A 17,040-nucleotide genomic window follows, 5' to 3' on the forward strand; every position below is an offset into this window, starting at 1 on the left:
TGACAAACATGAAAAGGAAATGATTCATAATGGGGAAGTATCTTAAAGCAAACTGGCAAAAAGTAGCACTTTTAATTTTTTTAATGGCAATCACCGAACTTTTCACTGTTTTAGCGTCTGTTTTTAATGCTAATTCATTAAATGCACTAGTCGCACATAATTTGAAAAACTTTTTTTACCAAATTTTATTTCTTTTACTAGTTTGGGTAGCCGTTATCTTCTTTAGTTACTTAGTGGCTAATTACACTCAAGTAGTTATTCAAGACATCGATATTTCAATTCGCCACCATATCACTAAAAAAAATCGAAAAATTATCTTATAAAGAATTTCACAATAAGAATACTGGTGCTTATGTATCCTGGTTAAACAATGACATCACGATTATCAATTCAAGTGGTCTTAAAAGTCTCTTTACTGTCATCGAAGGTGTTTTTGGTGTCACGTTTGCTCTAATTACTTTGACTACCTACCATTGGAGTTTAACGTTAACGGCAATCGTAATGGCATTCATTATTATTTTGGCACCTAAAATTATGGATCGCCGACTTCAGAACTCAAATGAGGCTTTAACCAAAGAAAACGAACAATTTGTTTCTCAAGTAGAAGACGTTTTATCCGGATTCAATTTTTTATATGCTTTGTTTGCCCTTCCAATGGTCACTCAACACGTTAAAAAAGCATCTTTAGACCTTAAAAAGCGAATGTCCACCTCACTCGAACTCAAACAATTGTACAAATCATCGGATTTACCGGCAACGTCTTGTCACAAGTTCTTTTGATTGGGCTTAGTGGCTTTCTTGCCTTACATGGCTTTGTCAAGATTGGAACTTTAATGGCGGTTGGTGCTTTATCTGGCAATGTGTTCAATAATTTAGGCAACATGAGTACTTATCTAGGCAGTATGCGTGGTGTAAAACCTCTGTTCAGAAAATATGATCAACTAATCCCTTCTGATCGTCTATCAAAGGAAAAAAATACCGTGCCATTAGCACCCAGTGTCGCTGCTATTCAAGCATTGAATGTGTCATTTAAATATCAGGATAAACCAATAATTCGAAATTTTTCTTATACTTTTCTTGCTCAAAAAAAGTACCTAATTCTTGGTGCAAGTGGTACAGGTAAATTAACACTTTTAAAGCTAATCGCTGGTTACAATACAGATTTTACAGGTACCCTTTCTTTGTTTGACAAAAACTATCAAGACCTTTCCCAGCAAACAATTCTAAGTCGTATTCTTTATTTGGATCAGCAACCACGGCTATTAAATGCAACGGTTCGGCAAAACTTACAATTGTTAGATCACTTTTCTGAGGAATCACTGGCACAGGTTTTGGTGGAAACAAATCTAATTCAATCATTGGCGGATGCACCACAATTTCTAGAAATCAATGTTGGTGAAGACGGAATTAACTTGTCCGGTGGTCAAAAACAACGTCTAGCACTGGCAAGAGGCTTACTACGTCACGATATCAAGATTATTTTAATGGATGAAAGTACTTCCTCAGTTGATGCTAAAACAGCTGCAAAAATTGAAGCCGACTTACTAACTAATTCTAATTTAACGGTAATTATGGTTAGTCATACCCCACATCAAGAAAACATGAAATTATTTGATGATATTATCAGAATGTAAAAGAAAAGAGAGTGGCAAAAAGGCAGTCAGATTCCGGACAATGTCCATTCTTGTGGCGGAAGAATCTGCCTTTTCCCTCACGTTTTAGAAATAATATTCGCGAAGTATAAAGAGGACGGCAAAAGCTATGTTTTTGCCGTCCTCTTTTTTAGTTAGTCCGTTTCAATTACAAATTCTTATCCATATTGAATGTAAGCTTTGATAATCCGGCGCCCTGCTCCACAAGGCTGCCAATAAAATCAACAGTTTGTTTACGCATATCTGCGACTAAGGCTTTGTTCTGGGCAGTTAAATAATCAATCAAAGTCTGTTCAGAAAGTTCAGCTGCTTTGTTATCAGTCGTTTCCAAATGACGACGTTGTGTTTCGCGAATAGCAGTTAAGTAATCACGGTCACTTTGCACAAACTGGGAATAATGACTTTCAACCATCATGGATAACGACCGGTACATCCAGTAAGCATCATTGAAATTGAACTTCATTGAAGTGTGCTTGTAAGTATCGTCCGTGTCGGTAGCGTTACTGTAAAACGGCACATAAGGACTGAAAGATGGGACACCGAAGTTCAACCAGTAAATGGAAGAAAGCTCATCAGGGACACCGTTGCGAATTTGTAAAACATGCGAATTTTGCGTTCTATTCATTGAAATTGGCCGGTAACGATATTTGTCCGCACTTTCGCCAGGTGCCAGTGGATCAAACTGTGTTTCGTTGTAGTGGGAACCTAAAATGAATTCAACATCTTCCACCGAAATTTTGTGACCAGTATGACAGATAAATGGTAATTCACCAGATTCTGGATCCTGTTCAATTTCGGGATTTAGATATTTTTGAGCATACCAAACCCGTGGCGTATTGTAATGACGGTCTTTTTCATTAAACGTACCAAAAATATGACGGAAGTTCCATCCCTGATCATCCACGTTTAAGTGATGTTTTTCGACGAACTCCTGAATCCCATCGGCCCACATAAAGTTGTTAGGATCATCAAAATCAACTTGCTGAATAGCCACTTCATTGGCAGCCACCGCATAGGCATCATCCGGAATGCGTTGGCCGACCCAGTAATGACCCGTGACAATTTCCATATACCACACATCATTTTTATCACTAAATAAAATACTGTTTCCGGCATTGGACCCATATTTGGCAATTAAATCTCCAAGCCGCTTAACCCCTGCTTTTGCGGAATCGACATAGGGAAGGACCATAGTTTCCAACGAGTCTTCGCCTAAACCATCTTCGAGTAACGGATCATAAGCTAATGTCCGTTCGTTACCATAAGTGCTTTCAGTGGCACTCACGGCTACGTTTTTTTCATTAATCCCACTCTCATCATTCACACCTTCGTGTAATTGACTCGGATCAGCATCCGGAGTTGCCGTGTACCGATAGCCATTTTCTGGCAATTGAGCTTCAAATCCATTTAATTGTGATTTCAAAACCACTTTTTGCCCTTGAACGGCTGGATGCATATAAAATTTTTTCGGATGAATGGGTAAGTACCGATCCTCATTTCGAGCGATCATGGTTGAGCCATCTAAACTGGCCTTTTTCCCCACTAAAACTGATGTACACATGCTGGTTACTTTGTTCATGTTTCATCGTCTCCATTTCTGTGTTAATATGCCCATTCTACCAGAAAGCAAGCCTAAAAATAAGTCACTGAGATCCTGCTTCATATTCAGGACCGATTTACCAATCTTTCACATCTTGGTGAATAAAATAAGTTTGTCCACAATTAATTTGCGTGACAAACTTATCAAAAGTCTACTTATTTATTTTTATTTCGTCTTGCAATCATTGGCATGATCAAACCAAGTGCAATTAAAACAATTGGTGTCACAATATTCATCCCTAATTGTAAGAACCAGCTGTGTGGATTAGCTGAAAAACTAATCTTTGGTACCATACCCAAAACACAGACAAAAGCGGTAAAAATGAAACACCAAAAACCTAGTAACCAACCAATCGTCTTGTTCTTCACAAACCGATAATCGGAATGGAATTTCGTCATGTGCTTACTCAACAACATAAAGGCAACAAACACCCACAGATAACGAAGCGGCATAACAATTGAATTTAGATTTAAAAGCCAATTATACAGTTCTTGGATGTTTTTAATTCCTAATGCAGGAACCATAATTAGAATACCAACCAGCACACCAGTCATCTTGTAACCATTAATGAAAACACCGTGTTTATTGAGTTTCATCAATGATTTTGGCACATACTGGTCATTATGCCCAGAAAGCAAAATTCGAAGAGGCGCATCAATTGAAACGATTAACGCAGCAATTTGACCTATCGAATTTGTCAGCCCATACGTAATCATCAGGCTGTTTCCAATGTGATAATATTGACCCAATCGCTGGAAAGCACTGTAAGCTCCGTTCATCATTAAATCCTTAGGAATTGCGTTACTATTGAAAATAATCGCCATTCCAATTGAACCTACAATTGCACAAATTCCAACTAGGACTGCTAAAATGATCATTCCGAGTGGAAACTCTCTTGAAGCATTACGCGTTTTGTTAACATATGGCGCAATTTTTTCCGAACCACCAACAGCCAATACCAACATCGATAAAGTGGTAAAGTAACCGAAATTAAAGTTTGGAATATACGTTTTGACACTTGTCAAATGCGGTGTTGCGGCCGTTACATTTGGTAAATGTGGCGCAGCAATCGCTAAAAAGGTAAACAGGATGGACATTACAAATGTGGCTAATCCAGCCAATGTCGCAATTACACCCAGTGTGGTAATTCCCTTTGAAGCAACCCACATGAAAAATAGAAAAATAATCAAACATAAAATTGAAAAAATAGCTGTTGAAAAATGACTAAAGTAGGTTCCAGCTCCAGTAAACGCCCAACTGATTGCAATTAAAACATTCTGTGGCTTTTGTGCTAAATAAGGCACATGAACTACCCAATACGTCCATGCCGCAAAGTAAGCTAACCCTCGGGTTGATGTTTCATCAATCCAAGAACTCACACCACCCCCACTTTTCTTGAAGGTGGATCCCAACTGTCCAACCATCAATGTGTAGGGGATAAAGTAAATAATCAGAATAATAACCCATGACGTAATCACGGATGCACCTTGTTGCGCATAATTATTCACAACGTTGTTAAATCCCCAAACAGTGTTAAACGCGATTAAAGCAATCGTAAACCAGCGAAACTGCTTTGTACTTACATTCGTGTCTCCCAATTTAACCAGCTCCCCATTATATTTATTTTCTTAATTATAGTAGAGAACTGTAAGCGGTTCATGTGAAGTTAGTGAACGTTTTCACAAGTCACTAATTTCACTCTCATTTTTGTATTATTTTTCTGACGCTAGGTCTTTAAGCTGTTTTCGCGAGTTATAAAAATTGCGATATGCCATATAACAAGCAATCACAGATCCTAAGCTCGTGGCCGACAGTAACATAAATGTCACCATAATTTGGTACTTAATCGCATGCACTGGATCAACACCTGCAAAAATCAAACCGGACATCATCCCCGGCAAACTCACGATCCCAACCGTTTTTGCAGAATCAATGGTTGGGGCCATCCCCGTTTTGATACTTTCCCGCAAAATGCCAATCGACGCATCCCGCAGTGAACCACCCAGTGCTAGTCGTTCTAACACACTCTGCCGTTGATCGCGAAACTGCGTGTTCATACTGCGATAACTAAGACCAATTGCCACCATGGAATTGCTAGCAATCATGCCTGAAATTGGAATAACTTGCGATGGAATCAGTTTGATGGCTCCCGATAAAATTAAGACACCCAGTGTCACTCCTGTGCTGACTAAAATGGCGACAAACGAAATAAGTAATGCGTTAGTCATCCCGTTGCTACGTTTCTGAGCATTCCAAGATGCATTAAAAATAATGATGAGCAACATCGCCAACGTCAAAATAACGTTGTTCACTTTGAAAATATACTTCAACAAATAACCAACAACAAACAGTTGAATGACTGCCCGAATGACACCAATAATAATTTCACGATCAATACCTAGTTTTTCACGATAACCAATCCACAGCGCAATCATTACTAATAACATGGCTAAGGTAAGCGACCAATTATTCACATCTAAATTCATTTTTATGCCTCCAATCTGCCCTTGGTAATTGTTAATAACCGACTTGCCTGCTTTAATTCTGCCGCATCATGGGTGATCGACAAAATGGTCACCTGATGATCCTTATGAAAATGTTCGATTAACTCATTAACAATCCCTTTATTTTCTTCATCTAAACCAACAGTCACCTCGTCCAGCAATAAAATATCCGGCACATACATAATGTTACGAATCATGGCCACTCGCTGCTTTTCACCGCCTGAAAGTTCCGTGATGCGTTTATCCAAATAGTTTTCTGGCAATCCGACAACTTTTAAAGCCGCTTTTTGTTTTTCAACGTCAGGAGTGGTTTGGCGAATCTGAAACGGAAAGTCTAAATTGTCAGCAACAGTTTTTCCAAACAAAGTAGGCTGTTGAAAACAGTAAGAAACTTGGCGACGATATTGAATCGGATCCATTTCAGCAATGTTTTGATCTTTAAATAAGATGTCACCTTGCGTAGCTGTCAGCAGCGACGCAATAATACGGAGTAAGGTACTTTTCCCACTACCTGACGGACCTGTGATCGTGATGTAATCCTGGGTAGCCACAGTTAATGATATATCCTGTAAAATTTGATTTTGTTCAACTTGATAACCCACATGATGAAGTTCTAGAATTGGTTTCATACTGTCATCCCCCATTACTTGGTTTCAATTTTCAGATTAAATCTACAGTCAAAGAAAGTTGATTCACCAACATTATACATTGTAATCGTTATAAATTAGAAAGCTTTGTACTTACCCTGCCTCTAAATGTTATAATTTGAGAGAAAGTAGTGGGAGGAGTTTTTAATCAATGCAAACTGTATCAATGATCGTCCCGTGTTTTAATGAACAAGAATCTGTACCAATTTACTTCAATGCAATGGCTAAAATTTTTCAGAAACCTGAAATGCAAAACTATGCCTTAGAATTGTGGTTCATCGATGATGGTTCATCAGACGCGACCTTAAGTGAACTTAAAAAACTAAACAAACAGTATCCTGATGTTGCTCATTTCGTGTCTTTTTCACGTAACTTTGGCAAAGAATCAGCCATTTATGCTGGTCTACAAGCCGCAACCGGCGAAATTGTGGGATTAATGGATGTTGACCTTCAGGATCCACCTGAATTACTACCCCAAATGTTACAAGAATTTAGCACTGGTGAATATGACACAATCGGCACCCGCCGTATAGGTCGTGAAGGTGAACCTGCATTTCGCTCATTTTTATCGAACCTATTCTACAAATTTATCAACAAAATTTCTAAAGTTGAAATTATTCCCAATGCGCGCGACTATCGTGTGATGACACGCAAAGTGGTTAATACCGTGCTCAGCATGCCCGAAGTTAACCGGTTTTCTAAGGGAATCTTCAGCTGGGTTGGTTTCAAAACCAAGTATCTCGACTTCGAAAATCGCGAACGAGTAGCTGGTACGACTTCATGGTCACTTTGGCAACTTTTCGAATATTCATTAGAAGCTATCATCGATTTTTCAGCAGCTCCATTGGCGATTGCTAGTTTTGTGGGAATTTTTGCCTGCGTCGTTTCAGTTTTAGCAATTATTTTCATTATCTTTAGAACAATTTTCTTTGGTGATCCAACAACTGGTTGGCCTTCATTAGCCGCCATGATTCTGTTCATCGGTGGTATTCAACTATTTTGTCTAGGTATTTTAGGTAATTATATTGGTCGGATTTATTCCGAAAGCAAACACCGGCCAATTTATGTCATTAATGAAAAGAAATAACTCTTTAAAATTGCAAAAAAGGCGTTTGGAATTGGTGTGATCGTACATACCCAATTCCAAACGCCTTTTTAAGTTTTACACTAACTAATCTTCATCTGATGAACCGAAGTGTCGTTTCCACCATGATTTTTTCTTTGGTGGTTCTTGTAATAGTTGTTCATTCTTCTTGGTCATTTCAGTCAATTCAGTTACTTTTTCTTGTAATTGAACATTTTCTTCATGATACTGTTGGTTTTGTTTAACTAATTGCGCCAACATTTCTTTGATTTCGGATAAATCTTTGTTTTGGGCTTGCAACATTTTTGTATCAATCACTGCTGGTGTCTTTTCATCCTTTGCAGCTTTAGCCTTATCCGCAGCCTCTTTATCAGTGATTCCCAAAGTAACATCCACAGCTTGTTTTAAGGTGTGACGATCACCAAGTAAATCATTCATCTGTTGCAAGAGTTTCATGTCAGCATCGGCATAAATTCGCCGTCCTCGACCATCATGTTGGAATTTATGACCCATCCGTTCCATTTCTTTTGCCCAGTTACCTAATGTAGCTAAACTCCCGATTCGTTCGACTTTGTGAACAACTTCGGAACCTGTTATGTATTCATCTGCTTTGATATCTTTTGCCATATTTTCCACCTCGCTTTTAACTTAATTGTACTACAATTGCTTCCAAATTTGAAGTTAAAATTAAGTTAACAAACGCCTATTTTTCAGGACTCTTATCCATTTTTTTGAATTTAAGCAAAATGGTAAATAAAATTAAACCTCCTATTTCACTTACAAAAATCAAAACGGCCATGGGTGCATAACTACTTGCGCCTAACGCTCCCGCAAGCGGTGTGAAAACACCTCCCACAATATTCATCAGTAGTCCCAAAACGGCGGATGCACTACCTGAATTCTTATCCTGACTGTTCATTGCAATCGATGTGGCTATTGTGTTCACGACACCAATACAAATCACGATCACAAATAACGGAACCGCCACCAAGAACATATTAGGTGTGACCCCTAAACTACCTAACATCACGACTGCTGAAATGGCTCCTAAGATTAAAGAACTGCCCAAAACCTGAAAGTTAGTAAGTTTGGCAGTGAGATAAGCCGGAATGTTATTACCAATAATGATCCCTAATCCATTTAAAGCATACAGTAAACTAAACTGTTGAGCGGATAGATGAAAGAAGTTTTGAAACACAAAGGATGAGGCCGAGATATAACTAAATAAGGCACCAAAAACAAGGCCCTGAATTAACGCAATCAACATAAAGTCGCGTTTGGTGAACATCGCTCCCATTGATTTGAATCCTTGAAAAATACTTTCTTTACTTCTTAAGCTCTCAGGTAAGGTTTCTTGTAGAGTTAACCAGATTCCGATAACAACTAAAATACCGATGATAGTCAGTAATCCAAATATACCACGCCAGGTCATGAAGTTCAGGAGGAATCCGCCGATAATTGGTGAAATAATAGGAAACACGCCGTTCACTCCCATTAATAGGGCAAAAAATTTGGTCAGCTCTTTACCAGAGAACAAATCACGGGCAACCGCTCTGGATAGCACTTGTCCGGCAGATCCAGCTAACCCTTGAATAAAGCGTAGGATTAAAAAAGCTTCGATTGAGTGGACAAATATAATTAAAATTGAGGTTAACGCAAAAACAGCAAAACCAATTGATAGTGGCATGCGCCGGCCAAAATGATCACTTAGCGGACCCACAATTAATTGACCCATTGCCAATCCAATTAGACAAAAGGTGATACTCATCTGAATCACGGATGTTTGGGTACGAAAAGCGGTTTGCATGGTTGGTAAGGCCGGTAAATACATATCTAAAGATAAAGGACCGGTTGCACTGATCAAGCCAAGAAAAAAGGTTAACCAGAGTTTCCGATCCTTTGAAATTTGTTCATTTTTCATGGATACAACTCCTGCTTTGAAATGGCTTCAAAGCCTAGTGTACCGAACTGAGGCAAAAAAACCAAATTAGCTTGGTAATTTCCCGTCTTTCCACCAGAGTTTGACTAATGCTTGCGTGCCATTGTTTCCTAGGCCCTTTTCATCTACCAAACGAGCGTATAAATTGCGAGCAGCATCAGTAGCTGGCAAATTTAAATGCATTTTGTCGGCCTCGTTTAGTGCAATCCGCAAATCTTTCAAGAAATGTTTGGCAAAGAAGCCCGGTGTGTAGTCATCTTTTAAGATTCGAGGGGCGTAGTTTTCCATACTCCAGTTATCCGCACCGCCGCTTTCCAATGTTTGGAGAACTTTTGGCAAATCAAGTCCGGCCGCTTGTGCGTAAACCAGCATTTCACTCATTCCAGTCATCGTTCCCGCAATCATAATTTGATTTGCCATCTTCGCATGTTGCCCCGAGCCTGCTAAACCAAAGTAATTACCCTGTTGACCAATTGCCTTAAAAATTGGTTGTAAGCCTTCATAGGCCGATTTATCACCACCGACCATGATGGTTAGGGTCCCTTTTTGCGCACCGATATCACCACCAGAAACTGGCGCATCCAAAACTTGAATTTGATGTTCTTTACCGTAAGCACCAATTTTTTTTGCTAAGGTTGGCGTGCTGGTTGTCATATCGACCACCATTTGACCAGCTGTTGTCCCCGCAAAAATTCCGTTATCGCCAAAATAGACTTCTTCAACGTCTTGAGGAAAACCGACCATGGTAAAGACAATCTCACTGTCCTGAGCCACTTTCTTAGGTGACTGCACCCAAGTTGCCCCGGCTTTTACAACTGGATCGGCATGTGCTTTTGTTCGGTTAAACACGGTCACCGCATAACCGGCCTTTAACATGTTTTTGATAATGCCACTGCCCATAACACCAGTTCCAATAAACCCAATTTTTTTCAAATTTGCCATCTCCTAAGTTTTACAATCATATCATACGCATTTTTTTGCGAAAATTACACCATTTAGATTTAGCAAAGTAAATTTTCATCCCCGATTTCTGGTATGATAGACCATAAGATCGTTACTTGGAGGAATGCAATCCATGTCACTACATTTACCTGAAAAAACTATTTTAACCAACCTTGTTATGGTAGAAGATCCGGACAACAAAAAAGTCTTACTTGAAAATCGACTCAACAAAAACTGGACTGGCATCACTTTTCCAGGCGGGCATGTAAATCCCGGTGAATCCTTTGTAGAATCTGCAATCCGTGAGGTTTATGAAGAAACCAATCTCCAAATCCAGAACCCGCAATTAATCGGTGTTAAACAATTTATGGCTCAAAAAGATGTTCGCTACATAGTGCTTTTGTTTCGAACTAATCAGTTCAAAGGCTCTTTACAAAGTTCCAAAGAAGGCGACGTTTTCTGGGAAGATCCTTATCAAGTCAAACAAGCCCAGGCTGTTGATGACTTTTTCGATCTACTTCAAGTCTTCAAAAGTTATGACGTTTCAGAACTTTATTACCAAGATTATAATGGTCAATCCATCAAACGGGTTGAATAAATGCTTAGTTAAACGTGTCTTAAAATAGAAAGGAAACACCATGAACAATAATCATAATTCACATTATCAAAATCAAAGAAATTCGCATCAAGGCCGTCCGCAACGTGAAACTGTCCAGGAATCCATTCCAATCGGTCAACGAATTCCTTTAACCATCAAACGCTTAGGCATTAATGGTGAAGGGATTGGCTATTTCAAACATACTATTTGTTTTGTGAAGGGCGCTCTTCCTGACGAAGTGGTTACCGCCACAGTTACCGAAATTCATCCCCGTTACATGATCGCAAAACTCCACACGATTCGCCAGAAGAGTCCTAATCGTGTAGAACCACGTGACCCATTTGCTGATGAAGTCGGTGGATTTGAGCTAGAGCATTTATCTTATCCAGCCCAATTAGAGTTTAAGCAAGATGTTGTGCGTCAAGCTTTGGAGAAGTACCGACCATCCGGTTATAAGTACTACAAACTGTTACCCACAATTGGGATGGATAACCCCTACGAATACCGTAACAAGGCCCAGTTCCAAGTGCGTGTTTTGGATGGCAAAGTAGCTGCTGGTTTATATAAAGAAAACAGTCATGACTTAGTTGATTTACCTACGTGCAGTGTTCAACATCCACTGATAATGAAAGTCATGCGCCGTGTCGTTGAATTGCTGGAAGCTTACCAAGTTCCTATTTATGATGAAGAACATGGTTCAGGTATCGTTAAAACGATTGTCGTCCGGGTTGCGGTTGCTACTAATGAAGTTCAATTAGTCTTTATTACTAACTCCACTAAGTTGCCCCACAAACGCGACTTGATTACTGAACTTCAGAAACGGTTTCCGGAAATTGTTTCTTACATGCAAAACGTCAACAAGGGAAAAAAATCCCTTGTTTGGGGTGATGACACCACTTTGTTAGCCGGTAAAACTTTTATTCAGGATAAGCTAGAAGATCTGACCTTCAATTTATCTGCACGGGCTTTTTATCAATTAAACCCTTATCAAACCGCAAAACTGTATGATGAAGCTCGCAAAGCACTTGAACTTTCACCAAATGATAACTTAGTTGATGCCTATTCTGGTGTGGGAACAATTGGCCTGTCTTTAGCCGCTCAGGCAAAAGAAGTTCGGGGGATGGATATTATCCCGGAATCAATTGAAGATGCCAATGAAAACGCCAAATTAAACGGCATTACCAATGCTAAGTATCAAGTTGGTAAAGCTGAAGAAGTTTTACCTCAATGGATGGCAGAAGGCTTCCATCCCGATGCCCTGGTAGTTGATCCACCAAGAACTGGATTAGATGATGTCTTGATTCAAACCATCTTGACTAGCAAGCCAGAACGATTTGTTTACATTTCATGCAATCCATCTACGTTAGCACGAGATCTGGCTCAATTAACAAAAACTTACATTGTCGATTACATTCAATCAATTGATATGTTTCCACAAACTGCCCGTTGTGAAGCGGTTGTGAAGTTCACACGTCGACATTAATTTAAAAGCATAAAAAGAGTTGCAATAAACTTGATATAGGCGTGGTACAGCTATGTTTCTAGTTTGTCTACCTCTACCATTAGTCAAGGAAAACCTTTAGTTAATAGATTTTCCTTTTTTTATCAGCGGTTACTTGAAGTTGAGGTTGTAATTTTATTGGCTTAAATGTTCGATTTAATGTACAACAAATAGTGCGTCTGGTATTAATAAATTTTTGAGATTTTAAAATATCAATAAATGAATTAATCATTTACTTTTCTGGTGAGAATTTCAGTGAATCATATAATTCATTATTTTTAATTAGGTGGAAAATGGTCCTGATCAAACGGTCCATTGCTGCTACTGCAATCTTCTTAGTGTTGAATTCACTAGAAGATTGCTTTTTTCGTTGATAAAGAATGCTGATGTTTGATGGATGGTACTTGGCAACAGTTAACATATTTAAAACGACTTTAAATAGTATTTTACGAGCGTATGAATTACCACTTTACCAAAATAAAAAAGTGATGAATCATAATTTCGTCGAATTATGATTCATCACTAATGTTAGTCGGCTTTTGTATAAATAATTTTAGTCTTGCGACGTCATTTGACGTTAATTCGCCGATTGGTGGCCGTTTGAACACGGCATTGGCCGAAATTTGGTAGAGTTTGTGTGTATCAACATATGATGCTTTGTACAAACCAGCCTTTTTCCATTCAAGGATGGGAAAATAGGTACTTTGAATTGATCTTGATTTACTACCAAATTTTGATGTAATTTTAAAAGCCGTTACGTACTGATTATTGTACGCAACGACTAGAGCAGGTCTACGCTTTGTAGTATTTGGCTGCTCATCAAATGACACATTTGCAATGAAAATCTTCATGACTCTAGAGATCAGAATCATCTTCTTTCATCCATTTGTCAAAATCAGGACTTTTCTTAGGGTCATAATGTCCATTTTCATCAATATCGACAACTTCAGTTGGGATGTTTTTGATTAGATCTCCCCATTCTAAGCGAGTGGGCAGTTTAGTAATGGTTATGTCGCCATCATTAGTTTGCGTAAACGCAATTTCATCACCAGTAGATAGTTGCATTTTATTCCGAATTTCAACTGGAATAACAACTTGTCCACGGCTTGATAGTTTAGCAGATTTACTTAGTATATTATCCATTATTTAATGCCTCCTCATCCTTGAAATTGTAAGACGTCTTACTTCATACATTATATCATGTTCTCTCAATTTTGTTTGTCCGTCAGCTTAATAATAGACACTTTCATAACATTAACGTACCTCAGAAGTGATCATTGCCTTACACACCGTTAAATAAATAAAAAACTTTGTCTCACGTGTTATTGCCAGCCACGAATGCGTTAATGATTTCTGAATAAGAATCAATTACGTTCAATTCTCTATCCATGTTTATACGTGCAAATTAAAAATCGCCGTATGACTGAATGGACATTTTAAAGATGGACTGTTAAAGTGGTATTGGTGCAAGCATATATCATACGGAAAAATCGACAAGTTTAGTTTTTTTTGACATTAATTTGATTTTCTTGTTTGATTGCCATAACGTTGTTGTCTCAAGTTCGGGGCAGTAATTAACACCGCGACAAGCTTGTTATTGATTATGGCCCAAACAGCAGTATTTCCGTTATAAATTATATTTTCGTCTTTGAGCATGATGATTATTTCCATTTCTGTTTTTTGGTAAAGCAACAGATCCCATGGCAACTCATGTTTGAGCTAATGTAAATGCTTATACAAAGTTTACTTATACTAATATTTTGATACCCCCATCCAGCGCAGTATATTGCATTTGTTGTACTGTGAAAATAACTAGCTGGGGTAAAACCAATAAAAACATGAAGCTACACGAAAGTTGGTATATGGAAAAATAAGTATCACTTATGAGGGAGCAAAAACAAAATGTTAAAAGTATTAATTACGATTATAGTAATAATTTTAATAATAAGTATCGTATTATATAATTTTATACGTTCTAATAATAAAAAGTAGTGGTAAACTGAGCCCCGATAATTTGGATTATTCCAATTGTCGGGGCTCAGTTTATTTCAACTCTTTTTTTAACTTATATTTCGCCAATCTACAGCTGCCTGTGGCCAATGTACATTACGAATTTGTTCAAGCATAACTGAATGTAATTGGTCTTCAGCATCGGCAAAAATAATCTTTTCATCGTGAAAACCAGCAACTTTGCCAGTCATCGAACTCACCATTTCACCATCGTTTATGAGTTTCAGTTGGACATGAACAACCTGTTTATGTAACCATGCCTGTTTTAAAGACTGGCTAACTTTTTCCAATGATTGCTCTGGAAGTTGTCTTTCAGGAACCTTATCTCGTTTCATTTTCTTGATGGCGCTGGTATGATCTGAAAGGAAAAAGCCGCCCCACTTGAGCATTCCGCGATCATGATAGTCATTTTTAAAAAATTGTTCGATAACTGATTCATCTACCCGTTTGATAATCATAATCTCATCCCTTACTAATTCTGGTCTGTGCTTGCGGCCAAACTAATTCGCCAAAGCCTTTAAACTGCATTGTGATCTGTGTTTGTTTGCGCAACGAATGTACTACAGACTCTAAGTAGCCTAAATCATAATTCTCTAGCGTATGCAGTGGAATGGATTTTTCGCGATGATTTTTTGGCTTAACTTCCAAAAAGAAATTGTAAGCTTCATCAAAACGATCCCTCACAATTAACATTTGATAAATAGTTCGTGATTGCCGCAAAAAATCTTTTTCTAATCGTTCCAAAATTAACTTTGCCGCCTGATCGTATGTTTCAATCAAAACTATTACCCCCATTGTGACCGCCAACTAATGACGAACGTTCCAGCATAGTCGCACCATGCAATAAGCTGCTAGCTGGGATCAACGCCGTGTTGCCAAACTGGTCATGAATTTTATCTAACACTCGAATCATTAAATTTTGCTTGATTTGCGCATGTGGATCTTTAAATAAATCTAGTTGCAAACCGTCATTTGCTGACAAATGAGAAAGACTGACGGCAATATTACGAATGCCCTCGCCATCCCATGTTTTTCGAAATAAATACACTAAATACTGGTTAATCTGATCCGGACTATCTGTCGTATCAATTCGCATAGAATGTGCAAAACCACTGCGCCCATCAGTTTCCGCACTAGCATAAGAAAAACCAATCATTAAACTGACACATCCTGTTTGCTGTTGATGATGCCGCATTCGCGAGGCAACCTGACTTCCGATTTCTTTAATTACCGTTTCAATTTCTCTTTGAACCAAATAATCGCGAGCCAAAACTTGGGAATTTCCCCAACTCTTATCATTAGGAGTCAACAGTTTAGATAATTGGCTATGATCAATTCCCCATGCGAGTGCCAAAAGTTGCGTACCGATGATACCAAACTCTTTTTTCAACTCATAGGGATTTGAGTGGGCCAATGCATCCATACTGTGAATACCAACGCGTTCGAGATGGGCTGCTGTCCGATGCCCAATGCTCCAGACTGATACTAAATCCGTAATCGGCCAAATCTTTTGGGGGAAAGTTTCATAAGTTAACTCGCCAATGCGATCATTGTCATGTTTAGCAAACAAATCTAATGCCAGCTTTGCTTGAACCGGATTTTCACCAATCCCAACAGTTGTCCATAAACCTAATTTGTCATGAACTGCCGTTTGCATCCGATGAGCGACTTCTAAAGGTGTTCGTCCGAATAACCGCCAAGATTTCGTCATGTCTAAAATTGATTCGTCAATCGAATAAGGATAACAGTCTTCATCAGCTACAAATTGGGTGAAAATTTCATTAGTCTGCAAATTCTTCTTTATGTAAAGATTCATCCGCGGTGGGACAACCTTTAATCGGGAATCATCCGGTAAATCTCGACAACGCGAAACATTGGTGATACCAAATAATTCTTTGGCTTTAGGCGATGCCGCCAGAATCAGACCACCATTAGTATTTTTTGCTTCCGACATGACCACGATAACCGATTCCAAAGGATCATCCTCGCGTGCGACAGACTCAACACTGGCATAAAATGATTTGTTATCAATCATAAAATACACACCATGGGGTTCTCGATCGTAATTCATCGCCATCACCTCTTTGCATTTCATTATACGAACATACGTTCTAAAATGCAACTCATTTATTTAAAAGAATTCAAAAAATAGGATCGAGAAAAATCGTATCTTCTCAATCCTACTTTAATTTTTGTTCAGATCAACTGTTGTGTCTCTCAGCTTTTCTACCTTTATAGCCGAAACGTGCTTAAAAAGGCAGCTTATTCCGCTTGCCAGTTCTTGCGGTCTGAACTTCGGCCACAAGAATGGTCATCGCCCGGAACATATAGGATTATTAGCGTTCTTTGCTAATAATCATCCTCTATGTGGAGTAGTGCCAGTTCTTGCGGTCTGAACTTCGGCCACAAGAATGGTCATCGCCCGAAACATAAAAGATTATTAGCGTTCTTTGCTAATAATCATCCTTAATGTGGAGTAGTAGCTACGGTAACTAAACGATTCCAAACCCGAATCATTCAGTTACCTAGGCTATGCTCAGAAGCTAATCGCTCCTTTTAGCAC

At 38.6% G+C, this 17,040-nt stretch carries 18 protein-coding genes; 6 read left to right on the top strand and 12 right to left on the bottom strand.

Annotated features, from left to right (window positions below; translation table 11 throughout):
* The first annotated feature begins 29 nt into the window (after positions 1-29).
* The 3 genes from DD627_RS04675 to DD627_RS04685 are packed head-to-tail and all read left to right on the top strand — an operon-like array spanning position 30 to position 1,634.
* On the top strand, positions 30-323 hold the full coding sequence (locus DD627_RS04675) for a hypothetical protein (protein ID WP_057784410.1): 294 nt from the start codon (positions 30-32) through the stop codon (positions 321-323).
* Entirely contained in the window at positions 304-780 is a 477-nt protein-coding gene (locus DD627_RS04680; protein WP_229923086.1) for an ABC transporter transmembrane domain-containing protein, read from the top strand. The genes DD627_RS04675 and DD627_RS04680 overlap by 20 nt, the downstream gene beginning before the upstream one ends.
* Positions 762-1,634 carry an ATP-binding cassette domain-containing protein gene (locus DD627_RS04685; protein WP_147206749.1) on the top strand — a complete coding sequence of 291 codons (873 nt, stop codon included), beginning with the start codon at positions 762-764 and terminating at the stop codon, positions 1,632-1,634. Before DD627_RS04680 ends, DD627_RS04685 begins: the two co-directional genes overlap by 19 nt.
* Positions 1,635-1,800: 166 nt before the next feature.
* Here the strand turns inward: DD627_RS04685 and DD627_RS04690 are convergent, their stop codons facing one another.
* The 4 genes from DD627_RS04690 to DD627_RS04705 form a co-directional block, all read right to left on the bottom strand.
* Positions 1,801-3,231: a C69 family dipeptidase gene (locus tag DD627_RS04690; RefSeq protein WP_260274594.1), complete on the bottom strand. Its 1,431-nt coding sequence runs from the start codon at positions 3,229-3,231 to the stop codon at positions 1,801-1,803.
* Positions 3,232-3,407: 176 nt separating this feature from the next.
* Positions 3,408-4,850 (bottom strand): APC family permease, encoded by a 1,443-nt coding sequence (locus tag DD627_RS04695; RefSeq protein ID WP_260274595.1) that lies wholly within the window; start codon positions 4,848-4,850, stop codon positions 3,408-3,410.
* A 114-nt stretch (positions 4,851-4,964) separates the two neighbouring features.
* Positions 4,965-5,738, bottom strand: coding sequence for an ABC transporter permease (locus tag DD627_RS04700; protein WP_057784405.1), 774 nt, complete (start codon positions 5,736-5,738; stop codon positions 4,965-4,967).
* A gap of 2 nt (positions 5,739-5,740) precedes the next feature.
* Positions 5,741-6,385, bottom strand: coding sequence for an ABC transporter ATP-binding protein (locus tag DD627_RS04705; protein ID WP_260267760.1), 645 nt, complete (start codon positions 6,383-6,385; stop codon positions 5,741-5,743).
* A gap of 169 nt (positions 6,386-6,554) precedes the next feature.
* Between DD627_RS04705 and DD627_RS04710 the strand changes: the two genes are divergently transcribed.
* Positions 6,555-7,490, top strand: coding sequence for a glycosyltransferase family 2 protein (locus DD627_RS04710; protein ID WP_260274596.1), 936 nt, complete (start codon positions 6,555-6,557; stop codon positions 7,488-7,490).
* 84 nt (positions 7,491-7,574) lie between these two features.
* Here DD627_RS04710 and DD627_RS04715 read toward each other — a convergent pair whose 3' ends face one another.
* From DD627_RS04715 to DD627_RS04725, 3 genes are all read right to left on the bottom strand, one after another.
* Positions 7,575-8,114, bottom strand: coding sequence for a hypothetical protein (locus DD627_RS04715; protein WP_057784402.1), 540 nt, complete (start codon positions 8,112-8,114; stop codon positions 7,575-7,577).
* A 76-nt stretch (positions 8,115-8,190) separates the two neighbouring features.
* On the bottom strand, positions 8,191-9,408 hold the full coding sequence (locus DD627_RS04720; RefSeq protein WP_260274597.1) for a multidrug effflux MFS transporter: 1,218 nt from the start codon (positions 9,406-9,408) through the stop codon (positions 8,191-8,193).
* Positions 9,409-9,474: 66 nt separating this feature from the next.
* The gene (locus DD627_RS04725; protein ID WP_260274598.1) at positions 9,475-10,359 is read right to left on the bottom strand and encodes an NAD(P)-dependent oxidoreductase; all 885 of its coding nucleotides are present in this window, start codon (positions 10,357-10,359) and stop codon (positions 9,475-9,477) included.
* A 142-nt stretch (positions 10,360-10,501) separates the two neighbouring features.
* Between DD627_RS04725 and DD627_RS04730 the strand changes: the two genes are divergently transcribed.
* Together DD627_RS04730 and rlmD are read left to right on the top strand one after the other, a co-directional pair.
* The gene (locus tag DD627_RS04730) at positions 10,502-10,966 is read left to right on the top strand and encodes an 8-oxo-dGTP diphosphatase (protein WP_260267763.1); all 465 of its coding nucleotides are present in this window, start codon (positions 10,502-10,504) and stop codon (positions 10,964-10,966) included.
* A 40-nt stretch (positions 10,967-11,006) separates the two neighbouring features.
* Positions 11,007-12,449, top strand: a complete 1,443-nt coding sequence (gene rlmD / locus DD627_RS04735; RefSeq protein ID WP_260274599.1) for a 23S rRNA (uracil(1939)-C(5))-methyltransferase RlmD — start codon at positions 11,007-11,009, stop codon at positions 12,447-12,449.
* Positions 12,450-12,976: 527 nt separating this feature from the next.
* Here the strand turns inward: rlmD and DD627_RS04740 are convergent.
* The 5 genes from DD627_RS04740 to DD627_RS04760 all read right to left on the bottom strand — a co-directional run bounded on the left by DD627_RS04740 (position 12,977) and on the right by DD627_RS04760 (position 16,548).
* Entirely contained in the window at positions 12,977-13,318 is a 342-nt protein-coding gene (locus DD627_RS04740; RefSeq protein ID WP_057784415.1) for a type II toxin-antitoxin system PemK/MazF family toxin, read from the bottom strand.
* Between the two features lie 4 nt (positions 13,319-13,322).
* Positions 13,323-13,610, bottom strand: coding sequence for an AbrB/MazE/SpoVT family DNA-binding domain-containing protein (locus DD627_RS04745; protein WP_057784396.1), 288 nt, complete (start codon positions 13,608-13,610; stop codon positions 13,323-13,325).
* Between the two features lie 917 nt (positions 13,611-14,527).
* A complete protein-coding gene (locus DD627_RS04750) occupies positions 14,528-14,935 on the bottom strand; it encodes a hypothetical protein (RefSeq protein WP_084254293.1) in 408 nt (135 codons plus the stop codon).
* A 4-nt stretch (positions 14,936-14,939) separates the two neighbouring features.
* Complete coding sequence (locus tag DD627_RS04755) at positions 14,940-15,257, bottom strand: hypothetical protein (protein ID WP_084254294.1); 318 nt, start codon at positions 15,255-15,257, stop codon at positions 14,940-14,942.
* Positions 15,250-16,548: a Y-family DNA polymerase gene (locus DD627_RS04760; RefSeq protein ID WP_260274600.1), complete on the bottom strand. Its 1,299-nt coding sequence runs from the start codon at positions 16,546-16,548 to the stop codon at positions 15,250-15,252. Before DD627_RS04760 ends, DD627_RS04755 begins: the two co-directional genes overlap by 8 nt.
* Positions 16,549-17,040: the final 492 nt, after the last annotated feature.

This window comes from Pediococcus sp., assembly GCF_003533255.1.
GTDB lineage: Bacteria > Bacillota > Bacilli > Lactobacillales > Lactobacillaceae > Pediococcus > Pediococcus parvulus.